19 protein-coding genes are annotated in these 21,133 nt (G+C 51.0%); 8 read left to right on the plus strand and 11 right to left on the minus strand.

The genetic code is table 11. From position 1 onward, the window contains the following. Positions 1-102 precede the first annotated feature (102 nt). From OGV69_RS14485 to osmB, 6 genes are all read left to right on the plus strand, one after another. Complete coding sequence (locus tag OGV69_RS14485; protein ID WP_069324983.1) at positions 103-1,245, plus strand: carboxymuconolactone decarboxylase family protein; 1,143 nt, start codon at positions 103-105, stop codon at positions 1,243-1,245. An 89-nt stretch (positions 1,246-1,334) separates the two neighbouring features. Further along, the gene (locus OGV69_RS14490; RefSeq protein WP_069324982.1) at positions 1,335-3,269 is read left to right on the plus strand and encodes an exoribonuclease II; all 1,935 of its coding nucleotides are present in this window, start codon (positions 1,335-1,337) and stop codon (positions 3,267-3,269) included. Positions 3,270-3,532: 263 nt separating this feature from the next. Continuing rightward, positions 3,533-5,524 (plus strand): cyclic di-GMP phosphodiesterase, encoded by a 1,992-nt coding sequence (gene pdeR, locus OGV69_RS14495; protein WP_038640944.1) that lies wholly within the window; start codon positions 3,533-3,535, stop codon positions 5,522-5,524. Positions 5,525-5,706: 182 nt separating this feature from the next. Continuing rightward, positions 5,707-5,889 (plus strand): YciZ family protein, encoded by a 183-nt coding sequence (locus tag OGV69_RS14500; RefSeq protein ID WP_069325013.1) that lies wholly within the window; start codon positions 5,707-5,709, stop codon positions 5,887-5,889. An 81-nt stretch (positions 5,890-5,970) separates the two neighbouring features. Beyond that, positions 5,971-6,723, plus strand: a complete 753-nt coding sequence (gene yciT, locus OGV69_RS14505; protein ID WP_069324981.1) for a DNA-binding transcriptional regulator YciT — start codon at positions 5,971-5,973, stop codon at positions 6,721-6,723. 268 nt (positions 6,724-6,991) lie between these two features. Continuing rightward, positions 6,992-7,210, plus strand: a complete 219-nt coding sequence (osmB, locus tag OGV69_RS14510) for an osmotically-inducible lipoprotein OsmB (RefSeq protein ID WP_038640946.1) — start codon at positions 6,992-6,994, stop codon at positions 7,208-7,210. Between the two features lie 88 nt (positions 7,211-7,298). On the opposite strand, the gene yciH is transcribed toward osmB, so the two are convergent. The 5 genes from yciH to pgpB form a co-directional block, all read right to left on the minus strand. After that, positions 7,299-7,625 carry a stress response translation initiation inhibitor YciH gene (gene yciH / locus OGV69_RS14515; RefSeq protein WP_038640947.1) on the minus strand — a complete coding sequence of 109 codons (327 nt, stop codon included), beginning with the start codon at positions 7,623-7,625 and terminating at the stop codon, positions 7,299-7,301. Next, positions 7,626-8,363: an orotidine-5'-phosphate decarboxylase gene (gene pyrF / locus OGV69_RS14520; protein ID WP_141700248.1), complete on the minus strand. Its 738-nt coding sequence runs from the start codon at positions 8,361-8,363 to the stop codon at positions 7,626-7,628. A 189-nt stretch (positions 8,364-8,552) separates the two neighbouring features. Next, positions 8,553-9,722 carry a lipopolysaccharide assembly protein LapB gene (lapB, locus tag OGV69_RS14525; RefSeq protein ID WP_038640951.1) on the minus strand — a complete coding sequence of 390 codons (1,170 nt, stop codon included), beginning with the start codon at positions 9,720-9,722 and terminating at the stop codon, positions 8,553-8,555. Between the two features lie 6 nt (positions 9,723-9,728). After that, positions 9,729-10,037 (minus strand): LapA family protein, encoded by a 309-nt coding sequence (locus OGV69_RS14530; RefSeq protein WP_038640953.1) that lies wholly within the window; start codon positions 10,035-10,037, stop codon positions 9,729-9,731. 149 nt (positions 10,038-10,186) lie between these two features. Continuing rightward, positions 10,187-10,951 (minus strand): phosphatidylglycerophosphatase B, encoded by a 765-nt coding sequence (pgpB, locus tag OGV69_RS14535; protein ID WP_038640956.1) that lies wholly within the window; start codon positions 10,949-10,951, stop codon positions 10,187-10,189. A gap of 201 nt (positions 10,952-11,152) precedes the next feature. On the opposite strand from pgpB, the gene ribA reads away from it, so the two are divergent. Continuing rightward, the gene (gene ribA / locus OGV69_RS14540) at positions 11,153-11,743 is read left to right on the plus strand and encodes a GTP cyclohydrolase II (RefSeq protein ID WP_038640958.1); all 591 of its coding nucleotides are present in this window, start codon (positions 11,153-11,155) and stop codon (positions 11,741-11,743) included. A 52-nt stretch (positions 11,744-11,795) separates the two neighbouring features. Here the strand turns inward: ribA and acnA are convergent, their stop codons facing one another. The 5 genes from acnA to topA all read right to left on the minus strand — a co-directional run bounded on the left by acnA (position 11,796) and on the right by topA (position 19,185). Beyond that, entirely contained in the window at positions 11,796-14,471 is a 2,676-nt protein-coding gene (gene acnA, locus OGV69_RS14545; protein ID WP_038640960.1) for an aconitate hydratase AcnA, read from the minus strand. A gap of 307 nt (positions 14,472-14,778) precedes the next feature. Continuing rightward, a complete protein-coding gene (locus OGV69_RS14550; protein WP_176722621.1) occupies positions 14,779-14,946 on the minus strand; it encodes a YciX family protein in 168 nt (55 codons plus the stop codon). A 3-nt stretch (positions 14,947-14,949) separates the two neighbouring features. Beyond that, entirely contained in the window at positions 14,950-15,111 is a 162-nt protein-coding gene (locus OGV69_RS14555) for a YmiA family putative membrane protein (RefSeq protein ID WP_165353571.1), read from the minus strand. A gap of 293 nt (positions 15,112-15,404) precedes the next feature. After that, positions 15,405-16,379, minus strand: a complete 975-nt coding sequence (cysB, locus tag OGV69_RS14560) for an HTH-type transcriptional regulator CysB (protein ID WP_042308079.1) — start codon at positions 16,377-16,379, stop codon at positions 15,405-15,407. Positions 16,380-16,587: 208 nt separating this feature from the next. Then, positions 16,588-19,185, minus strand: coding sequence for a type I DNA topoisomerase (gene topA / locus OGV69_RS14565; protein WP_038640964.1), 2,598 nt, complete (start codon positions 19,183-19,185; stop codon positions 16,588-16,590). A gap of 398 nt (positions 19,186-19,583) precedes the next feature. Here topA and OGV69_RS14570 point away from each other — a divergent pair, with 398 nt between their 5' ends. Beyond that, positions 19,584-19,835, plus strand: a complete 252-nt coding sequence (locus OGV69_RS14570; protein WP_003020616.1) for a YciN family protein — start codon at positions 19,584-19,586, stop codon at positions 19,833-19,835. 108 nt (positions 19,836-19,943) lie between these two features. Here the strand turns inward: OGV69_RS14570 and sohB are convergent, their stop codons facing one another. Next, positions 19,944-20,990, minus strand: a complete 1,047-nt coding sequence (gene sohB, locus OGV69_RS14575; protein WP_069324978.1) for a protease SohB — start codon at positions 20,988-20,990, stop codon at positions 19,944-19,946. Positions 20,991-21,133 lie beyond the last annotated feature (143 nt).

Consider the following 21,133-nt stretch of genomic DNA (forward strand, 5'->3'; position numbering starts at 1 on the left):
CATCCCCCCATCGGCTTACGTCAGGATATTGCAGCGCAAACGATCCGGCGTAGGTGTATGACGACGTGTCCGGGTCGCCACTTTTTAGACCAAGGAACGCCCATGGAACAACGCCGCATTGTAGGCAAAAGCCACTGGTATCATGAGACGCAATCCAGCACGTATCCGCAAGATGTTCTGCCGCTGGTGCCGGAGGCCGCTCATGTTGACGACTGCTTTTTACTGGACCTGGCGATACCTCATGACGTGCTTTTACCCTTTCAATCCTGGTTAACCCCTGCCCGTAAACTTGCCCAACTTCTTTTCCCTGCTCACGTCGTACTGGATCGGATGCATACGTTCAGCGCCTATGAACGGATGAGTACAGCCCTGACCGTCGCTCAGGTGTATGGCGTGCAGCGATTGTGCAATCACTATGCCGCGCGCTTAACGCCGCTGCCGGGTCCTGATTCGTCTCGCGAAAGTAATCATCGACTGGCACAAATCACCCAATATGCGCGCCAGCTCGCCAGTTCACCGGCTGTGATCGGCGAGCGGGACCGTCAGCACCTGGATGCGGTCGGGCTGACCAGCTGCGATAGCATATTGATGAATCAAATCATCGGCTTCGTCGGTTTTCAGGCCCGGGTAGTCGCATTACTTCAGGCCTGCAGCGCTCACCCGGTACGTCGAATACCGGGCTTGGATATACAGCAATTCGCTCACGCTTCGCCATTTAGCGCCACCAACGCCAGCTGGCACGCTGCACCATTAGAACCCGAGCAGCTGCATACCCGCGCGAAACCGCGCGCGGATTATCCCAACGAACTGCACGCGCTGCTCCCCCTGCTAGCACATTCACCTGCCGTTTTAGATTTACTTGGGTCACTGATTTCCAGCACGCTACGCAGCGATATGCCGACGCGGGCATTTTCTCTGACGACCCTGATGACATCACGCATCAACGGCAGCGTGTCCTGCTTTAATGAACATGCGCATACGGCATATGAATTAACTGACATCATCACTGTCCTTCGTCAGGATGAACGTGAATTGCAGCGCTGGGAACAACGACATCCGGTTGAGCGCGTCACCCTGCAGGCGGTACAATGGCTCACCCGAGCGCCCGACCGCTTTAGCGCCGCACTGTTAACACCGTTGTTCGATCAGGGTATCTCTTCAGAACAGGCGATTAACCTGCTGGCCTGGAGTGGATTATGCGGATGGTTAAATCGCTTGAAAATCGCGCTGGGCGAGACGTATTAACCGATCCACTTACTTAAAGAGCGCTTGCTGCAACTGACAGAATCGCGTAAAACTGTCAGCCGCTCTTTTAGCCACGAAAATAGACAATTATGCTTCAGGACAACCCGCTGCTAGCGCAGCTTAAACAGCAACTACATTCCCAGACGCCGCGTGCTGAAGGGGTGGTAAAAGCCACGGAAAAAGGCTTTGGCTTCCTGGAAGTCGATGCACAAAAAAGCTATTTCATTCCACCGCCGCAGATGAAAAAAGTAATGCATGGCGACCGTATTGTTGCGGTGATCCATACGGAAAAAGATCGTGAGTCTGCTGAACCGGAAGAGCTAATCGAACCCTTCCTGACGCGCTTCGTGGGTAAAGTTCAGGGCAAAAATGACCGTCTGTCTATTGTGCCGGATCATCCGTTACTGAAAGAGGCGATCCCTTGTCGCGCCGCCCGTGGCGTTGAGCATGAATTTAAAGAAGGTGACTGGGCCGTGGCAGAAATGCGCCGCCATCCGCTGAAAGGCGATCGCACCTTCTACGCTGAACTAACCCAATTTATCACCTTTGCGGACGATCACTTTGTCCCGTGGTGGGTCACGCTGGCGCGCCATAATCTCGAAAAAGAAGCACCGGACGGCGTTGCGACCGAAATGCTGGACGAAGGTCTGGTGCGTCAGGACCTGACCGCCCTCAATTTCGTCACCATCGACAGCGCCAGCACCGAAGATATGGACGATGCGCTGTATGCTGAAGAACTGGCCGATGGCAAGCTACAGTTAACCGTTGCTATAGCCGATCCTACCGCCTGGATTGCAGAAGGCAGCAAACTGGATAAAACGGCGAAGATTCGTGCGTTCACCAACTATCTGCCGGGATTCAATATCCCGATGCTGCCACGTGAACTGTCAGACGATCTCTGTTCTCTGCGCGCGAACGAAGTACGCCCGGTTCTGGCTTGCCACATGATCATTACCGCCGACGGTACGATTGAAGACAACATCACCTTCTTCGCTGCGACTATCGAGTCTAAAGCGAAGTTGGCCTATGACAACGTCTCCGACTGGCTGGAAGGCACCGGCGACTGGCAGCCTGAAAACGACGCGATTGCTGAACAAATCCGTCTGCTGCATCGTATTTGTCTGAGCCGTGGTGAATGGCGTCACAACCACGCGTTAGTATTTAAAGATCGTCCGGATTACCGTTTTGTCCTCGGTGAAAAAGGCGAAGTGCTGGATATTGTGGCAGAACCGCGTCGCATCGCTAACCGTATCGTGGAAGAGTCAATGATTGCGGCAAATATTTGTGCTGCACGCGTTCTTCGCGACACGCTGGGCTTTGGAATTTATAACGTCCATATGGGATTTGATCCGGCAAACGCTGACGCACTGGCCGCGCTACTGAAAACCCATGGTATGCATGTAGATGCCGAAGAGGTCCTGACGCTGGAAGGCTTCTGCAAACTGCGCCGCGAACTGGATGCGCAGCCTTCCGGTTTCCTCGATAGCCGTATCCGCCGGTTCCAGTCGTATGCTGAAATCAGCACCGAACCAGGTCCGCACTTTGGGCTGGGTCTGGAAGCATATGCCACCTGGACCTCTCCTATTCGTAAGTATGGCGACATGATCAACCACCGTCTGCTTAAGGCCGTCATCAAAGGCGAAACGATTGCCCGTCCACAGGATGATACGACCCTGCAAATGGCCGAACGTCGTCGTCTGAACCGCATGGCTGAACGCGATGTGGGTGACTGGTTATACGCCCGCTTCTTGAGCGACAAAGCCGGCACCGACGTCCGCTTCGCGGCCGAGATCATTGACGTCAGCCGCGGCGGTATGCGAGTGCGTTTAGTGGATAATGGCGCAGTCGCATTTATTCCGGCCCCGTTCCTGCATGCTGTTCGTGACGAACTGGTATGCAGTCAGGAAAGCGGCACCGTACAAATCAAAGGTGAAGTGGTTTACAAAGTCACGGATGTGATTGATGTAACCATTGCCGAAGTGCGGATGGAAACCCGCAGCGTTATCGCACGTCCAGCCGTGTAATACTGATAAAGCTAACGGCCTTTCTCTTTCTGTGAAAGGTCGTTTTCTTTTCCCTCCCAAATCTCCACCACGCACTACACTTCTTTCATCCGGTCTAATTTATTTTTTACTATTTTCAGTTCCGCTAGCTTTGCTTTTTTTAGATTCTGCATTACATATAAATACATAAATAAAACAATACGTTCAGCCATAGTCACCCTGTATGAATCATGGCTAACTATACTTTTGAGGCTCTATGCGCTTTAAACGGGATAGTACACATCATGAAAGACGTCCGGGAGCGGGTTACGTTGTATAGCTATGTGGGCACTCATAACCCCTACTGGCGTTTGTCAGAGGATTGCAACATCCTGCATTTCTCTATCGACGAAGCGTCAGCAGTCGATCAGACCATCGAATTGTCAGCTGAGCAAGCCGACCGCATTCGCGAAATGACGGTGATTACATCGAGCCTGTTGATGACGCTTCCCATTGAAGATGACGACATTCCCGTGCATCTGGTCGGCAGGAAAATCAATAAGCGCGAATGGGCGGGAAGCGCATCCGCCTGGGATGACACCCCTTCCGTCGCGCGCGACCTGGCTCACGGCCTCTCTTTCGCTGAGCAGGTCGTTTCTGAAGCTAACTCCGTCATTGTCATTCTTGACCGCATGGGCAACATTCAGCGCTTTAATCGCCTGTGCGAAGAGTACACCGGTCTCAAAGAGCGCGAAGTGATTGGCCAAAGCGTTTTCACGCTGTTTATGAGCCGCCGCGAGGCCGCAGCCTCACGGCGCAACATTGAGGTGTTTTTTCGCGAAGGTAACTCTTATGAGGTCGAACGTTGGGTAAAAACCTGCAAAGGCCAGCGTCTGTTTCTGTTCCGTAATAAGTTTGTGCATAACGGTAGCGGCAAGAACGAAATATTTCTGATCTGTTCCGGTACCGATATTACTGAAGAGCGCCGCGCGCAGGAACGTCTACGGGTATTGGCCAATACCGACTCCATCACTGGTTTACCGAACCGCAACGCAATTCACGAGCTGATCAGCAACGCTATTGAAAACGCGGGCGATACGCAGGTTGGGATTGTCTATCTCGATTTGGATAACTTTAAAAAGGTGAACGACGCCTACGGTCATATGTTTGGTGATCAGTTGTTACAAAGTGTGTCGCTGGCTATCCTCAGTTGCCTCGACGACAACCAGCTACTGGCCAGGTTTGGCGGTGATGAATTCATTGTCCTTGCCACCGAAACGTCCCAGGGCGCGCTGGAGGCTACGGCATCGCGTATCCTGACGCGCCTGCGTCAACCTTTTCGCATTGGACTGATAGAAGTCTATACCGGATGTTCAATCGGTATTTCTCTCGCGCCACAGCATGGACAGGACGGCGAGAGCGTCATCCGTAACGCGGATACGGCCATGTACACAGCAAAAGAAGGCGGTCGTGGTCAGTTTTGCGTCTTCTCACCGGAAATGAATCAACGGGTTTTTGAATATTTGTGGTTGGATACCAATCTGCGTAAGGCGCTGGAAAACGATCAACTGGTTATCCACTATCAGCCAAAAATAACCTGGCGCGGAGAAGTTCGTAGTCTGGAGGCTCTGGTTCGTTGGCAGTCCCCGGAACGTGGTCTCATACCGCCATTGGAGTTTATCTCCTACGCCGAAGAATCAGGGCTCATCGTTCCGCTCGGTCGATGGGTTATTCTGGACGTCGTGCGCCAGGTGGCAAAATGGCGTGCCAAGGGGATAAATCTACGCGTGGCGGTAAACGTGTCTGCGCGCCAGCTCGCCGACCAGACGCTATTTACCGCTCTCAAGCAGGTGCTTCACGATCTCAACTTTGAATACTGCCCGATCGATGTTGAATTAACGGAAAGCAGTTTGATTGAAAATGAGCAGTTGGCGCTATCCGTCATTCAGCAATTTAGCCAGTTGGGGGCACAAATCCATTTGGATGATTTTGGCACCGGTTATTCGTCGCTATCTCAACTGGCCCGCTTCCCGCTTGATGCGATAAAACTGGATCAAACCTTTGTCAGAGATGTGCACAAGCAACCTATTTCGCAGTCGCTGGTGCGGGCCATTGTCGCGGTCGCGCAGGCGCTCAACCTGCAGGTCATCGCCGAAGGCGTTGAAAGTGCAAAAGAGGATGCGTTTTTGACCAAGAACGGCGTCAATGAGCGTCAGGGATTTTTATTCGCCAAGCCGATGCCTGCAGCTGCGTTTGAACGATGGTATCGACGACACCTGAATAAAAAAACGCGATAATGCAGAAAGATTCCTCGGAGAAAATAGCCATAAATGGACAATACGTGATGATTCTATCTGTATGTAATCACAGAATATATAATATTCTTCAATCATTCAAGTTAATACTATTTTTCCCTTCTCTTTTGCCATGAAATTCTGCATCATGAAATTCAAACTCTATTGCCCTTTGGATGATGACCATGTCTGATATCGACGCTCAGCGTCTGGCCGAACGCATTGATACCGTGCTGGATATCCTCGTTGCAGGTGATTACCACTCAGCCATCCACAATCTCGAAATTCTGAAGGCTGAACTGTTAAACACGGTCAAAGAAGATACTCAATCTTTGCCAACTAAACAGAAAGCTCCGTGGGAGATCTGATGACATTGCTCTCTTGATGTTACTGCTATCAGCAGACTTCCGTTTATTTTCCGATACGATATTGCTATAAAAATTAATACTATGAATTCCCGACAACAATCCATTTTGCAGATGGTGACCGATAAAGGTCAGATGAGCGTCGCCGATCTGGCAAAAATCACCGGCGTTTCAGAAGTGACAATTCGACAGGATCTGAATACGCTGGAAAAACAGAGTTATTTACGCCGTGCGCACGGATTTGCTGTTTCATTGAACAGCGATGATGTGGAAACACGCATGATGACCAATTTCACGCTAAAACGTGAGCTGGCCGAATTCGCTGCATCACTGGTCAGCCCCGGCGAGTCAGTTTTCATTGAGAATGGCAGCAGCAATGCGCTCCTGGCAAGAACCCTGGCGGAGCAAAAAGATGTCACTATCATTACGGTGAGCAGCTACATCGCTCACCTGCTCAAAGAAACACCCTGTGAAGTGATTCTCCTCGGCGGGATTTATCAGAAGAAAAGTGAGAGCATGGTCGGCCCCCTGACTCGCCAGTTTATCCAGCAGGTACACTTCAGTAAGGCCTTCATCGGCATTGATGGCTGGCAGGCAGAAACCGGCTTCACCGGACGCGATATGATGCGTTCTGATGTGGTTAATGCGGTACTGGAGAAAGGCGCAGAGGTTATTGTGCTTACCGACAGCTCAAAATTTGACGCCATTCATCCTTATACCCTGGGGCCTTTAGAACGATTCAGTCGCGTCGTGACGGACTCTAAGCTCAGCGCCAGCGTACAAATGCAGCTTGAACATTCAGGATTAACCGTCAATATCATTGATTCCAACGCATAATGGCTGCGCAAGATGATTTGTCGGCAGGCAAATCATCTCCTCTCTGAGAGTTATCTGACAACCCAATTAAGACTTTTTACCTGTTGTTAACAGGATAAACTCGTAGAATTAATATTAGCGATATAACAGGAGCGAACATCCAACTGCAGGATATTGGTTGTCATGCCTTCGCTAAACGGTTTCACGGAAATATCTTTGATAGTCGCGATTTAACGCTATCCTTAAAGAACACTGGATTCCGTGAATCAATAATTCAGGAGAAAGTATTATGTTAGTAACGAGCAAAAAAATGACCGCAGCCATTCTGGCGCTTACTCTGGCAATGTCTCTGAGCGCCTGCTCTAACTGGTCCAAACGCGATCGCAATACCGCTATCGGTGCTGGTGCGGGTGCAGTAGGTGGTGCAGTCCTGACCGATGGCAGCGCGCTGGGTACGCTGGGTGGTGCTGCTGTTGGTGGTATTATTGGCCATCAGGTAGGTAAATAATTTACGGTTGACCGGCTCGATATAATTAAACGTTTACTTTTTCAGCTCTGTATTTAAAAAGCCACGGATTATCTCCGTGGCTTTTTTATTAACCGCCAGCCAGTTTGACTTTCATGCCTTTGGCCTCCAGCAATGATTTTATCAGGTCACGTTTATCGCCCTGAATTTCAATCACGCCCTCTTTTACCGCTCCACCGCAACCACATTTTTTCTTCAGTTCCGCGGCTAATTTAGCCAGTTCCGCATCATCCTGATCAATACCAGTGATCAGGCACACGCCCTTGCCTTTACGACCGCTTGTCTGGCGTTGAATGCGGACAATACCATCACCCTTTGGACGTTCAGGGGCGACCTTCGGTTCATCAATGCGTCCGGAGTCGGTTGAATAGACCAGGCGAGAGTTTGAATCACTCATTTACACACCTCGTTTCAGAGAGGCATTGATCATCTTCAGCGTCTGCGCCGGGTCGGCAGACTGCGTGACCGGACGACCAATCACCATGTAATCCACACCGGCTAACTGCGCCTGCTCTGGCGTCATAATACGACGCTGATCGCCCACCTCGCTGCCTTCAGGACGAATACCCGGGGTCACTAACTTAAATGCCTGTCCAAACGCCTGTTTGAAACGTACCGCTTCCTGGGCAGAGCATACGACTCCATCCAGCCCGCAATGTTGGGTTAAACGCGCCAGTCTTTCAGCATGCTCCGCAGGTGACAACGTCACACCGAGATCGGCCAGATCGCTGGCTTCCATGCTGGTTAGCACCGTCACAGCAATCAGCAATGGCGCATCGTTACCAAAAGGCACCAGGGCCTCACGGGCTGCCGTCATCATGCGCGCCCCGCCAGAGGCGTGTACGTTAACCATCCACACGCCAAGGTCGGCAGCCGCAGCTACGGCATGTGCAGTTGTATTGGGAATATCATGAAATTTCAAATCCAGAAAGACGTCAAAACCGCGCTGTTGTAGTTCGCGAACCAACTGAGGTCCAAAAAGCGTGAACATCTCTTTGCCCACTTTCAAACGGCAATCACGAGGATCAATTCTGTCGACAAAAGCTAATGCTTTATCACGATTTGCGTAATCAAGAGCGACAACGACAGGAGAATCAGTAACAGCACGAGAAGAAGATGAAGCAGTAAACGTCATGACCAGACCTTCCTGAGGATGGGCGCCACCGGTGGCGTAAAATGGGTAAACGGCGTGCATTCTACCTGCGGCAATAGAAAATTAACAGGCGCGATTACATTTCTGCCAGGCGAACCGGCTGTGGAGGTTGATGATGGGACGATTACACCCTACAAGGATGTTGTAACTAAGTTGAAGTTTTTTTAAAAATTACAGCCCATCAAGCCCACGAATAGGTTTAATGGTTGACCATGAACGGCAGGATGGACAATGCCAGTACAGCGTATAAGCGGTAAACCCGCATTTCTGACAGCGATAGCGCGGCTTACTACGTACCTGCTCCCCGACCATATCGCGCAGCACCATCAGGCTCTCTTTGGCGCGCCCTTCTTCTGCTTCGTTAAGATGATAATCCATCAGCTTGTGGAATACACGCATCGTAGGATGGCGTTGCAGCTGACGAGTTATATAAACCTGAGCGGTATCAGTTCCCTCACGCGCCTCAAGGATATCTGCAAGCATCAGTTCAGCGGCGGCACCGGTATTTTCCTCAACCGCACGGCGTAAAAACTCTGCCCACTCATCGTTTTTGCCCAGATGCTGGTAGCAGCTTTGCAGCATTTCCAACGTTTCACTGACCAGCTCTTTATCCTGAGAAATCACCCGTTGCAGACTTTCAACCGCCCTGGAGTAATCGCCGTTCAACATATATACGCGCCCCATCATAATGGATACGCGGGCGCTGTTTTTGTCTGCTGCCGCCCCTTTTTTCAACAGCGTCATGGCACGATCCATATCGTCGTTGCCCATTTGCTGTAACGCCAGTTCGCAATAGAAATGCGCTATCTCAATGCGTTGTTTGTCTTTGCCAAGCTTTACCAGACGCTCTGCAACGTCAATGGCTTTTTGCCATTCGCTGGTTGCCTGATAAATTTGCAGCAACTGTTGTAATGCCCCAACGCGAAAATCTGTTTCATCAGTAAGCTGATTGAACATGTCTTCCGCACGGTCATACAGGCCTGCGGCCATGTAGTCCCGGCCCAGTTGTTGCACTGCCAGCAAGCGCTGTTCGTATGTCAGCGAGGCACTTTCCATAAGCGTTTGGTGGATGCGGATTGCACGATCGACTTCACCGCGCGAACGGAACAGGTTTCCGAGGGTGAGATGAGCCTCAACGGTGCCCGTATCCTCTTTCAGCATATCGAGGAACAGATCCACCGCTTTATCTTGTTGGTTGCTCAGGAGGAAGTTAACCCCGGCGACATAGTCACGGGAAAGTCGGTTGGCTTCATCCTGCTTTGTTTGTTGCGCACTTCTGCGACCCATATACCACCCATAGGCAGCGGCTACAGGTAAAAGCAGAAACAACAACTCCAACATAAATAATTATTCCTTTACAACCGACGAATCGGCGGGTACCGCAACGTCGGTCGCAGGCGCAAGCTGGTTTTCCAGTCGTTTGATTTTACGTTCGGCGCGCGCAAGAGACACTCGAACCTTCAGCCAGAAAAGGCCGCAAATTAGCCAACCAATCGCAAAACCTGCGGCAAACAATACAGCAAGCAGCGTAGAGATACGATACTCACCCTGAGCCAGCAGGTAATTAAACGTAACCTGTTGATCGTTTTGCGCACCTAATGTCACCGAAATAACAAAAATCGCCAACACCAGTAAGAAAATGAGTAAATATTTCACATTACTTCCCGTTATGTGGTTTAAGCGAATAAATCGTGTCCAACTTACCGCGTTGAGCCCTTTAAATTACCATTTTCACACCGAGTGCGAAATGGAAAAGCGCTTTATGCCTTCTGATTTAAGGGCAAAATTCGAAAAATCAATCATAGCTAACTTTCTTGCTCACGCTGCGCGATTTCTTTTGTCTCCTGCACTGGCGGTGTTAAGGGTCCGCATATCCGCTGCGCAAGCCAGGTTGCCAGGGTCACCAACAGCCAGGAAATCAGCGTTGCGACCACCAAATCACGGGGCCAGTGCATTCCCAGCAGCAAGCGGCTCCCCATCACACCCGTCGCCCAGATGAGTAAGAATGCTATAGTCAGCGTACGTCTGCGCGGCCACAGCAATCCTACCGCCAGCAAAGCCCAACTGGCAGCAAACATTGTATGCCCGGAGGGAAAAGCAAATCCTGTTTCTTTTTGCCAGTGCTTACGTAGAAACGTTGGCACGTCCCGCTGTTCGGCTAATTGTTCTTTGACTAAGTTCCCGCGATCTTTACGTTTTAAAGTGTAGAACTCATCCACCGGAATATGGTGCGTTTTTTCCAGCCATACAACAAATGGCCGCGGTTCCTGCACCTTATCCTTAACCCATGACTTCACGCCCTGCCCAACTAAAATCGCCACCGCCAGGATAGCAAACAGCATTACCGCCGCTTTCAGACGAAAACGCAGACACCATAAAAACCATGCACAGAGCGCTACGTGAGTGATAATCCCCCATGGCTGTGTCACCGTTTCCGTTACCCAGAACAGGGATTTTAACCACCAGACATTATGCCCTGGTTGCCAGTTCCAGCCTGATACCCATACAGCAACCGGCATGATAAGCAGCAGTCCGGCGCCGACTGCGGTGCGCTTTGCAATTGAAAGCATCGCCTCTCCTTTCGTTGATAAGTCTCACAATCATAACTGAAAAATGCGCACGCCGGGAAAATTGACAATTTTGTGCCATTCCAAAAGCGAATCCGTTGTCGCAATTAGGTGAACATCGCTGGCTTATGGCAAAATAGTGCAATACAGAACAGAAGCCAACAGGCGACGGCACGACAGTGCCAGCATAATCTGGAGAATTACATGCAGCTTAAACGTGTGGCAGAAGCCAAACTGCCAACCCCCTGGGGTGATTTCCTGATGGTGGGATTTGAAGAACTGGCAACCGGACACGATCATGTCGCACTAATTTTTGGCGATATTACAGGCCAAACGCCTGTCCTGGCGCGTGTCCACTCTGAGTGTCTGACTGGCGATGCGCTGTTTAGCCTGCGTTGCGATTGCGGTTTCCAGCTCGAAGCAGCCCTGTCGCATATTGCCGAAGAAGGGCGTGGCATTCTGCTCTATCATCGTCAGGAAGGGCGCAACATTGGACTGTTAAATAAAATCCGCGCCTATGCGCTGCAGGACCAGGGTTATGATACCGTTGAAGCCAATCATCAGTTAGGCTTTGCAGCAGACGAGCGTGATTTCACACTGTGTGCGGACATGTTCAAACTGCTGGGCGTTGACGAGGTACGTTTGTTGACCAATAACCCGAAGAAGGTGGAAATTCTGACCGAGGCGGGTATCAATATCGTTGAACGCGTGCCGTTGATTGTGGGCCGTAACCCGAATAATGAACATTATCTGGATACCAAAGCCGCGAAAATGGGCCATTTGTTAAATAAATAATTTCCATTTACCCGGTACAGAAAAAAGCCTGCTCACGCAGGCTTTTTACATGTCAGTTCAACATATTACGAATGACGTAGTGCAGAATGCCGTCGTTCTGGTAATACGTTAACTCCGTCGCGGTATCGATGCGGCAACGGCATAAAATCACCTCTTTATGCCCATCCGCACGGGTCAAACTTACCGGAACTGTCGCCCCCGGTTTAATGTTTTGCAGATCCGTAATATCAATCGCTTCCTCACCGGTTAATCCCAGCGTTTTACGCGTAACCCCCTGTGGGAATTCAAGCGGTAAAATCCCCATGCCGATCAGGTTAGAACGGTGAATTCGCTCAAAGGACTCAGCAATCACCACGCGCACACCCAGCAAGCGTGGGCCTTTCGCAGCCCAGTCACGACTGGAGCCAGAACCATATTCCTTACCGGCAATGACCGCCAGCGGAACATTCTCCTGTTGGTATTGCATGGCCGCATCATAGATAGCTACCACTTCCGTCCCCGGTAAATGCCGCGTCATTCCGCCTTCCACGCCAGGCACCATCTCATTGCGGATACGTATATTGGCAAAAGTACCGCGCATCATCACTTCATGGTTTCCGCGGCGGGAACCGTAGGAGTTAAAGTCTTTGCGCTCAACGCCGTGGCTTTGCAGATACCGACCGGCCGGGCTATCCGCTTTAATGCTACCGGCTGGAGAAATGTGATCGGTGGTCACCGAGTCGCCTAACATCGCCAAAATGCGTGCGCCATGAATGTCCTGTACCGGATCCGGCGTAGCCTGCATACCATCAAAGAACGGCGACAAACGAATATAGGTCGAGTCAGACTGCCAGCCATAGGTGTCAGCCCGATCAACTTGAATCGCTTTCCATTCCGGCGTGCCTTCAAATACTTCGGCATACTCTTTATGGAACATCGCGGTAGAGACCTGCTCGACGGCCCGGGCGATTTCCTGGGCAGTTGGCCAGATATCTTTCAGGTAAACGGGATCGCCTTTTCTGTCATGACCTAACGGGTCTTTCGTCAGGTTAATATTCATATTCCCCGCCAGCGCGTAAGCGACTACCAGCGGCGGTGACGCCAACCAGTTCGTCTTGACGAGCGGATGGATGCGGCCTTCAAAATTACGGTTGCCGGAAAGCACTGCGCCGACCGTGAGGTCGCCTTTTTTGATAGCCGTCTCAATAGGATCGGGCAACGGTCCGGAATTACCTATACAGGTGGTACAGCCATAACCCACGAGGTTAAAGCCCAACTCGTCAAGATACGGTGTGAACCCGGCCTGCGCAAGATAGTCAGAAACGACTTTAGAGCCAGGCGCCAGCGAGGCTTTAACCCAGGGTTGACGTTTCAGACCGAGCGTAACCGCTTTCTTCGCCAGCAGCCCCGCCGCCATCAATACGCTTGGGTTAGAGGTGTTGGTACAGGAGGTGATCGCCGCAATCACCACCGCGCCATCCGGCAACAGGTATTGATGCCCGTTCATTGTATAATCCACTGGCTGACGATCTTTTAGCGAGCTATTCACCTCAAGCTCGTTACTCGCCGAGAACGCTTTCGGGACATCTGCGAGTGCCACTCGATCCTGTGGACGCTTCGGTCCGGCAAGGCTCGCTTCCACACTGCCCATATCCAGCTCCAGCGAACTGGTAAATACAGGTTCATCGCCTGGGTTACGCCACATCCCCTGCGCTTTAGCATAAGCGCCGACCAGGTCGACCTGCTCCTCACTGCGTCCGCTCAGGCGCATATATTCAAGCGTGATGTCATCAATCGGGAAGAAACCACAGGTTGCGCCATATTCCGGCGACATGTTCGCAATGGTTGCCCGATCGGCCAGCGGTAAGGTATCCAGGCCATCACCATAGAATTCAACAAATTTCCCAACCACACCATGCTTACGCAGCATTTGGGTGACGGTCAGCACCAGATCGGTCGCGGTGATACCTTCCCGCAGTTTACCTACCAACTTGAAGCCCACCACGTCAGGGATAAGCATAGAGACCGGCTGGCCCAGCATCGCGGCTTCGGCTTCAATGCCGCCGACGCCCCAGCCCAGCACACCGAGACCATTTATCATCGTAGTATGGGAGTCAGTACCGACCAGCGTATCCGGATAAGCCACCCATTCACCGTTTTGTAATTCGCTCCAGACGGCTTTACCCAAATACTCAAGGTTAACCTGGTGGCAAATCCCCGTTCCCGGCGGCACGACGCTGAAGCGACTGAATGCTTGCTGTCCCCATTTCAGGAACACATAGCGCTCATGGTTACGTTCCATTTCCAGACGGACGTTCTCTTCGAAAGCGTCATCATCACCGAAACGATCCACCGTTACGGAGTGGTCAATGACAAGATCCACTGGCGAAAGCGGATTCACTTTTGCCGTATCCCCGCCCAAACGTTTTACCGCTTCGCGCATAGCGGCCAGATCGACCACTGCGGGTACGCCAGTAAAGTCCTGCATCAAAACGCGAGCAGGTCGATAGGCAATCTCACGGTCGGCATGCGCGGTTTTCAGCCAACGCGCCAGCGCATGAATATCGTCTTCGGTAACGGTATTTCCGTCCTGCCAGCGAAGCAGGTTCTCCAGCAAAACTTTTAGCGATTTGGGCAGGCGGGTGATATCACCCAGTGTTTGTGCGGCCAGAGGCAAGCTGTAGTAACGGTAGGTTTTATCATTAACCTGCAATGTGTCCATACTGGCTTCGCGTAGGGTCGACGACATAGCTCCTCCTTAAATGACAGGGTTAGATCCCCTGATTTTCTTCAGGGTTAGTATTAAAGATAACACAAACAAAATGTAACGCTTTGATAACAACTCAAATTGATAAAAGTGTAAACATCGGAAGAGCGGAGTGCGGTGTGAAATACGCGGGGAAGATTCGAGAGCGGAAGTTGATAGCGTTAATGTGTAACAGGCATGTTGGTAGTCGATAATATGCTGATTAGAGTGGACATCGCGATTGTACGTAATAAGTCATACGAGATATCAGACAGAGGACGAATAATAATGACGATAAAATTCGTATTAATTACTGTTTCTGTTCATCATCAGTAAACAGATCAATAAACGCGCGTTGTTCAGGGGAAAGCGTCCAGGAGGTGGGGATTTCCGGCCCATTCTCTGCGCCGGTATTGCTATCTGGTTCATTTTCATGGGGAGATGGCGTCACGGTGGTGTGTTGTTCCGGTGCGGACATGACCTACCCCCACACTTGCCAGGCCACGAGCGCGACGACAATCCAGAACACTGCGGAGCCGAGAAAAACAGCAAACCAGGCTTTACGTTTCATCACGGGATCCCTGCGTGCTGGCTGGTTTCCTGAAGGCATCGCTAACCTCATACTATCGAAATCACTTATCATTTAGGCACCAAACAATCGGTACAATTAATCATCAGATAGGAGGAATCCTAATAAAAAAGGCAAAAAAAAGCCAGTTAATTTTCGGACTCGTCCTGATAAATAAATCGATTGTTTGATCGGTTATCAATATTTGAAAGGAATTTTTGGCAAGCTGACTAATTTGAAACTACTTTAGAGAACCTTTTCCATAAACTATATATGGTTAATTTATTCACAGTAAATTATCGATTAATTCAGCGTCTCCCGTCGGTATCGCTTTATGCAGAAGGATACCGACGAGGTAACTGCCGGTATTATTTCTCAGGCAATTTAATATCTTTAAACATGGCTTCTATATCATCGTTAGAACGCAACGCTACCGCAGTATCCACCACATCTCGCGTCAGATGCGGCGCGAAACGTTGAATAAAATCATACATGTAACTGCGTAAAAACGTGCTGCGACGAAAACCAATTTTGGTGGTGCTATGACTGAAGATATCGTGCGCGTCAACACGTACAAGATCAGGGTCGGAGACGGGATCAACCGCCATGCTGGCAATCACCCCCACCCCAAGCCCCAGACGCACATAGGTTTTAATGACATCGGCATCGGTCGCGGTAAATACTATACGCGGTTCCAGACCCGCACGGTTAAACGCGGTATCCAGTTCCGAACGCCCGGTAAAACCGAAGGTGTAGGTGACCAGCGGATACTGCGCTAACTCTTCAATAGAAACGGACGCTTTTCCCGCCAGCGGATGATCCGGCGTCACGACGATCGAGCGGTTCCAGTGATAGCAAGGCAGCATCACCAAATCGTCATACAGATGCAGGGCTTCTGTCGCAATGGCAAAGTCTGCATTCCCTTTCGATACCGCTTCGGCGATTTGCGTCGGCGATCCCTGGTGCATGTGCAAAGAGACGCGAGGGTAACGCTCAATAAAACCTTTAATCACGTTTGGCAGTGCGTAACGTGCTTGCGTGTGGGTCGTCGCGATGTATAACGAGCCTTTGTCCGGCCAGGTATGTTCGCCGGCCACCGACTTAATGGCATCCACCTTCGACAGAACCTCACGCGCAATACGGATGACTTCCTGCCCCGCTGGCGTAACCTGCGTCAGGTGCTTGCCGCTACGGGCAAAAATCTGGATGCCAAGTTCATCTTCAAGCATACGAACTTGCTTACTGATGCCTGGCTGGGAGGTATAAAGCCCTTCCGCCGTTGAGGAGACATTAAGGTTGTGGTTCACCACCTCAACAATGTAGCGAAGCTGCTGTAATTTCATGTCAAGCCATCCCGATTTATGCCATCAGATCATCGTTTCAGAGCAGGCTAGTTAGCGCTGCTAATACGATTTAATAATAAAAAACGTGTTAACTATAACCACTATATCATTTCTATGTAAGCTGTATAGGCATGACAAAAAATAATACATCAGAAACAAAAAGGGCCGCTTACGCGACCCTTTAAGGAGAAATTCAGGCGGAATGCCGTTATTTCTTCCCTTCTACCCATTTACCGTCAACAAAGAACGCTGACCAACCGGTCGCCTTACCGTCTTTCTCAGCGGCAACGTATTGCTGCTTGGTTTTACGGCTGAAACGAACCATGGACTTGTTGCCGTCCGGGTCAGTCTGCGGCGCATCTGCCAGATAGCGCAGTTTTTCCGGCAGACGATCGCGGAAGCGGTACAGCTCTTCCACTAACGGCGCGCGGGTCTCACGTGATTTCGGGAACGTATTTGCCGCCAGGAAGATACCTGCCGCGCCATCACGTAACACAAAATACGCGTCAGATTTTTCACACGGCAGTTCCGGCAGCGGAACCGGATCTTCTTTCGGCGGAGCGACTTCACCGTTACGCAGGATCTTACGAGTGTTTTTGCACTCGTCGTTGGTACACGCCATGTACTTACCGAAACGCCCCATTTTCAGGTGCATTTCAGAACCACATTTTTCGCACTCAACGATAGGACCGTCATACCCCTTGATGCGGAATTCACCCTCTTCGATCTCGTAGCCGTCGCAGGTCGGGTTATTACCACATACATGCAGCTTACGCTTAGGATCGATAAGGTAGCTGTCCATCGCCGTACCGCACTTCTGGCAGCGACGTTTGGCGCGCAAAGCGTTCGTTTCCGCGTCGTCGCCTTCCAGCACGTTCAGCACTTCGTTTTCCGGCACCAGGTTAATGGTGGTTTTGCAACGCTCTTTCGGCGACAGCGCATAGCCGGAACAGCCGAGGAAAACGCCGGTGCTGGCGGTACGAATACCCATCTTGCGTCCGCAGGTCGGGCAATCAATACTGGTCAGCACCATCTGGTTCGGACGCATACCGCCCTCTTCAGGATCTTTTTCGGCTTTATCCAGTTGTTGAGTAAAATCGGTGAAGAAGTTATCGAGTACGCCTTTCCATTCGGCTTCGTGATTCGCCACCTGGTCGAGGCTGTCTTCCATCTGCGCGGTAAAATCGTAGTTCATCAATTCGCGGAAGTTTTCTTCCAGACGATCGGTGACGATTTCACCCATTTTTTCAGCATAGAAGCGACGGTTCTCAACACGAACATAGCCGCGATCCTGAATCGTGGAAATAATCGACGCATACGTTGATGGACGACCAATACCCCGCTTTTCAAGCTCTTTAACCAGCGAGGCTTCACTGAAACGTGCAGGCGGTTTGGTAAAGTGTTGCGCTGGCGTCAGTTCGACAAGCGTCAACGTATCGCCTTTATCCACGGCCGGTAAGATGCGATCTTCATCGCCCTTACGCAATGCAGGCATCACTTTGGTCCAGCCATCGAAACGCAGAATACGACCACGCGCTTTCAGGCGGAAATCACCCGCGCCCACGGTTAAGGTGGTGGAGTCGTATTTCGCCGGCGTCATCTGACAGGCAACAAACTGACGCCAGATCAGCTGGTACAGTTTTTGCGCATCAGCTTCCATGTCTTTCAGCGATTCCGCCTGTACGGCGACATCGGAAGGACGGATAGCTTCGTGCGCTTCCTGAGAGTTCTCTTTGCTGGCGTACTGGTTCGCGCTCTCCGGCAGATATTTTTTGCCAAAATTATCGCTGATGTACTCGCGAACCATGTTCACCGCATCCTGGCTCAGGTTGGTTGAGTCAGTACGCATATAGGTGATGTAGCCCGCTTCATACAAACGCTGCGCCATCATCATGGTTTTCTTCACGCCAAAACCCAGTCGCGTACTCGCAGCCTGCTGTAGCGTGGAGGTAATAAACGGCGCGCCTGGCTTGCTGCTGGTCGGTTTATCTTCACGTTCCAGAACGCTATAGCGCGCTTTTTCCAACAGGCTGACAGCGGCAAGCGTTTGTTCCCGATTGACCGGGCGGAACGGTTTATCATTCTGGTGCGTCACCTCAAGCGGCAACGCATCGCCTCCAGGCGTGGTCGTGTCAGCACCAATTTCCCAGAACTCTTCTGGAACAAATGCTTTGATTTCGCGTTCGCGCTCAACCACCAGACGCACGGCAACCGACTGTACGCGGCCTGCTGACAGACCACGCGCAATTTTTTTCCACAGCAGCGGCGACACCATATAGCCCACCACGCGGTCCATAAAGCGGCGCGCCTGTTGCGCGTTAACCCGGTCGATGTTCAGTTCGCCCGGTTTTTCAAACGCCTGACGAATAGCGTTTTTAGTAATTTCGTTAAACACCACACGGCTGTAGCGTGCGTCATCGCCGCCGATTACTTCCCGCAGGTGCCATGCAATGGCTTCCCCTTCGCGGTCAAGGTCGGTTGCGAGATAGATGTGGTCGGCTTTTTCAGCCAGTTGCTTCAGTTCAGAAACAACTTTCTCTTTACCAGGCAGCACTTCATAGCGCGCATCCCAGTTGTGCCACGGGTCAACACCCATGCGGTTGACGAGAGCGCCACGTTCATCCTTTTTGGGCTTTTTAGCCGTTTTGGTGGAGGTTGAGTCGGCGCTCTTTTTAGTTGCTGAGCCACTGGTCGGCAAATCACGGATATGACCAACGCTGGATTTCACCACGTAGTCATTACCCAGATACTTGTTGATCGTTTTGGCTTTTGCCGGGGACTCAACGATGACAAGAGCTTTACCCATATTCACCTTTACCTAATTTGATTCTTCCAGAATGCGTCGCACGTTGATTCACCTTCCACTGGCGACGAGACATTGATATGGTCTCTGCGTCGGCGGATATCAACCCCTTAAACTTTTTCGCGCTTGTAATGTAACTCTCATGTAACTGAGTTAACAGGCTTTTTTGCTCACAAACGCTATAGCACGACGAAGTATTGGTCGAATGTCAAGCAAATCTGTTGCCAGATTGACGAAAGCGTCACACTGTACCTGATAAAATGCGTTACGCAACTTTATTAGCATGCAAAAACAAATCCCGCCAGTTGCAACCCCGACGTAAGACCTTCATTTATGTCAGGGAATATTTGCCCATAAGCCGGGCTCGGCGTAGACTAATGTCCTTGTTTAAGGAGTAAATAATGCATAAAGACACGCAACCTATCGATCGCGAAACGCTGCTGATTGAAGCCAACAAAATCATTCGTGAGCATGAGGACACGCTGGCGGGGATTGTCGCCACCGGCGTTACGCAGCGAAATGGCGTGCTGGTTTTCAGCGGAGATTACTTTTTAGACGAACAAGGGCTTCCGACGCCCAAGAGTACGGCGGTGTTTAATATGTTTAAGCACCTGGCGCACGTACTTTCTGAAAAGTATCACTTGATCGATTAATACAAGAAATGATTTGCCGGATGGCGGCTCCGCCTTATCCGGCCCGGGATGTTACGATCCTCAAGGCCGGATAAGATGCTTTAGCATCACCATCCGGCAATGACAATTTTACATCAGCGGTTTCTGTCCTCGCTGCCACCAGCGCAGTAGCAAACGATCGGCGCTCTCGGCCGCACTCCCGGTAAAGCGATCCATCAGTTTTTTGCGCTGCATATAGCGAACGCTTAACACTTCGCGACCTTCCATTAGCCCGAGGATCACTTCGTCGCTGGTATTGATTTCATCCACCAGCCCGTTTGCCAGCGCCTGTTGCCCAAACCAGTGTTCGCCGGTAGCTACCTGTTCAATGTCCAGAGTCGGACGCATGCGCTGCACAAAATCTTTAAACAGGTGATGGGTTTCATTCAGATCTTCGCGGAATTTCTGCCGCCCTTCTTCCGTATTTTCACCCAGCAGCGTCAGCGTACGCTTATACTGCCCGGCGGTGTGCAGTTCGATATCAATATCCTTCCCTTTCAGAAAGCGGTTAAAGTTCGGGATCTGCGCCACGACGCCAATAGAGCCGACAATAGCAAACGGCGCTGAGACAATTTTATCGGCTACGCAGGCCATCATATATCCACCGCTCGCGGCGACTTTATCCACCGTTACGGTCAACGGAATCTGCTTATCGCGCAAACGCTGTAACTGCGACGCAGCCAGACCATAACCATGGACCACACCGCCCGGGCTTTCCAGGCGAACCACCACTTGATCCTGCGGTTTAACAACCGCCAACACCGCCGTCACTTCCTCACGTAACGCGCTGACCTCATGGGCGTCCATGCTGCCTTTAAAATCCAGCACCCATACACGTGGTTTATCAGATGATGTACTGTCTCCCAGCTTCGCTTTTGCCTTGGCTGCCTTTGCTTCCAGTTTCTGTTTCTTTTTCTGCGCCTTATGCCAGAATTTTTGCTGATGCCCGTCCAGTAGCGCCAGCGACAGATCATCCTTCATCTCTTTATATTGCTCGCTGAGGTTAATAACCCGCAGCTCCCCGCGCTGACGCTTGCGTTGTGTCGCGTTCACAATCAGCATCACAACTACCGCAATAGCCACCACGACAGTGACAATTTTTGCCAAAAACAGCCCATATTCAGACAACAATTCCACGAGACCCACCTTGGTTAAACAACGCTATTTCCGCTCAGTGTACAACAGGCTGCTTAACCCGTCTTGCTTCATCCATCCTGGCGCAGAATCAGCAAAAAGCATGACAAAGCGTTCATTTTGCGGTGTTATTGCCTTTGGCTGAT

Origin of the sequence: Citrobacter sp. Cc139, from assembly GCF_030334645.1 — a bacterium.
GTDB classification, from domain to species: Bacteria; Pseudomonadota; Gammaproteobacteria; order Enterobacterales; family Enterobacteriaceae; genus Citrobacter; species Citrobacter werkmanii.

Excerpts from the sequence above, each read along its gene's own strand:
- OGV69_RS14485 (WP_069324983.1), top strand. The coding sequence starts at position 103 with ATGGAACAACGCCGCATTGTAGGCAAAAGCCACTGGTATCATGAGACG.
- OGV69_RS14490 (WP_069324982.1), top strand. The coding sequence starts at position 1,335 with ATGCTTCAGGACAACCCGCTGCTAGCGCAGCTTAAACAGCAACTACAT.
- pdeR (WP_038640944.1), top strand. The coding sequence starts at position 3,533 with ATGAAAGACGTCCGGGAGCGGGTTACGTTGTATAGCTATGTGGGCACT.
- OGV69_RS14500 (WP_069325013.1), top strand. The coding sequence starts at position 5,707 with ATGTCTGATATCGACGCTCAGCGTCTGGCCGAACGCATTGATACCGTG.
- yciT (WP_069324981.1), top strand. The coding sequence starts at position 5,971 with ATGAATTCCCGACAACAATCCATTTTGCAGATGGTGACCGATAAAGGT.
- osmB (WP_038640946.1), top strand. The coding sequence starts at position 6,992 with ATGTTAGTAACGAGCAAAAAAATGACCGCAGCCATTCTGGCGCTTACT.
- yciH (WP_038640947.1), bottom strand. The coding sequence starts at position 7,625 with ATGAGTGATTCAAACTCTCGCCTGGTCTATTCAACCGACTCCGGACGC.
- pyrF (WP_141700248.1), bottom strand. The coding sequence starts at position 8,363 with ATGACGTTTACTGCTTCATCTTCTTCTCGTGCTGTTACTGATTCTCCT.
- lapB (WP_038640951.1), bottom strand. The coding sequence starts at position 9,722 with ATGTTGGAGTTGTTGTTTCTGCTTTTACCTGTAGCCGCTGCCTATGGG.
- pgpB (WP_038640956.1), bottom strand. The coding sequence starts at position 10,951 with ATGCTTTCAATTGCAAAGCGCACCGCAGTCGGCGCCGGACTGCTGCTT.
- ribA (WP_038640958.1), top strand. The coding sequence starts at position 11,153 with ATGCAGCTTAAACGTGTGGCAGAAGCCAAACTGCCAACCCCCTGGGGT.
- acnA (WP_038640960.1), bottom strand. The coding sequence starts at position 14,471 with ATGTCGTCGACCCTACGCGAAGCCAGTATGGACACATTGCAGGTTAAT.
- OGV69_RS14550 (WP_176722621.1), bottom strand. The coding sequence starts at position 14,946 with ATGTCCGCACCGGAACAACACACCACCGTGACGCCATCTCCCCATGAA.
- OGV69_RS14555 (WP_165353571.1), bottom strand. The coding sequence starts at position 15,111 with ATGATAAGTGATTTCGATAGTATGAGGTTAGCGATGCCTTCAGGAAAC.
- cysB (WP_042308079.1), bottom strand. The coding sequence starts at position 16,379 with ATGAAATTACAGCAGCTTCGCTACATTGTTGAGGTGGTGAACCACAAC.
- topA (WP_038640964.1), bottom strand. The coding sequence starts at position 19,185 with ATGGGTAAAGCTCTTGTCATCGTTGAGTCCCCGGCAAAAGCCAAAACG.
- OGV69_RS14570 (WP_003020616.1), top strand. The coding sequence starts at position 19,584 with ATGCATAAAGACACGCAACCTATCGATCGCGAAACGCTGCTGATTGAA.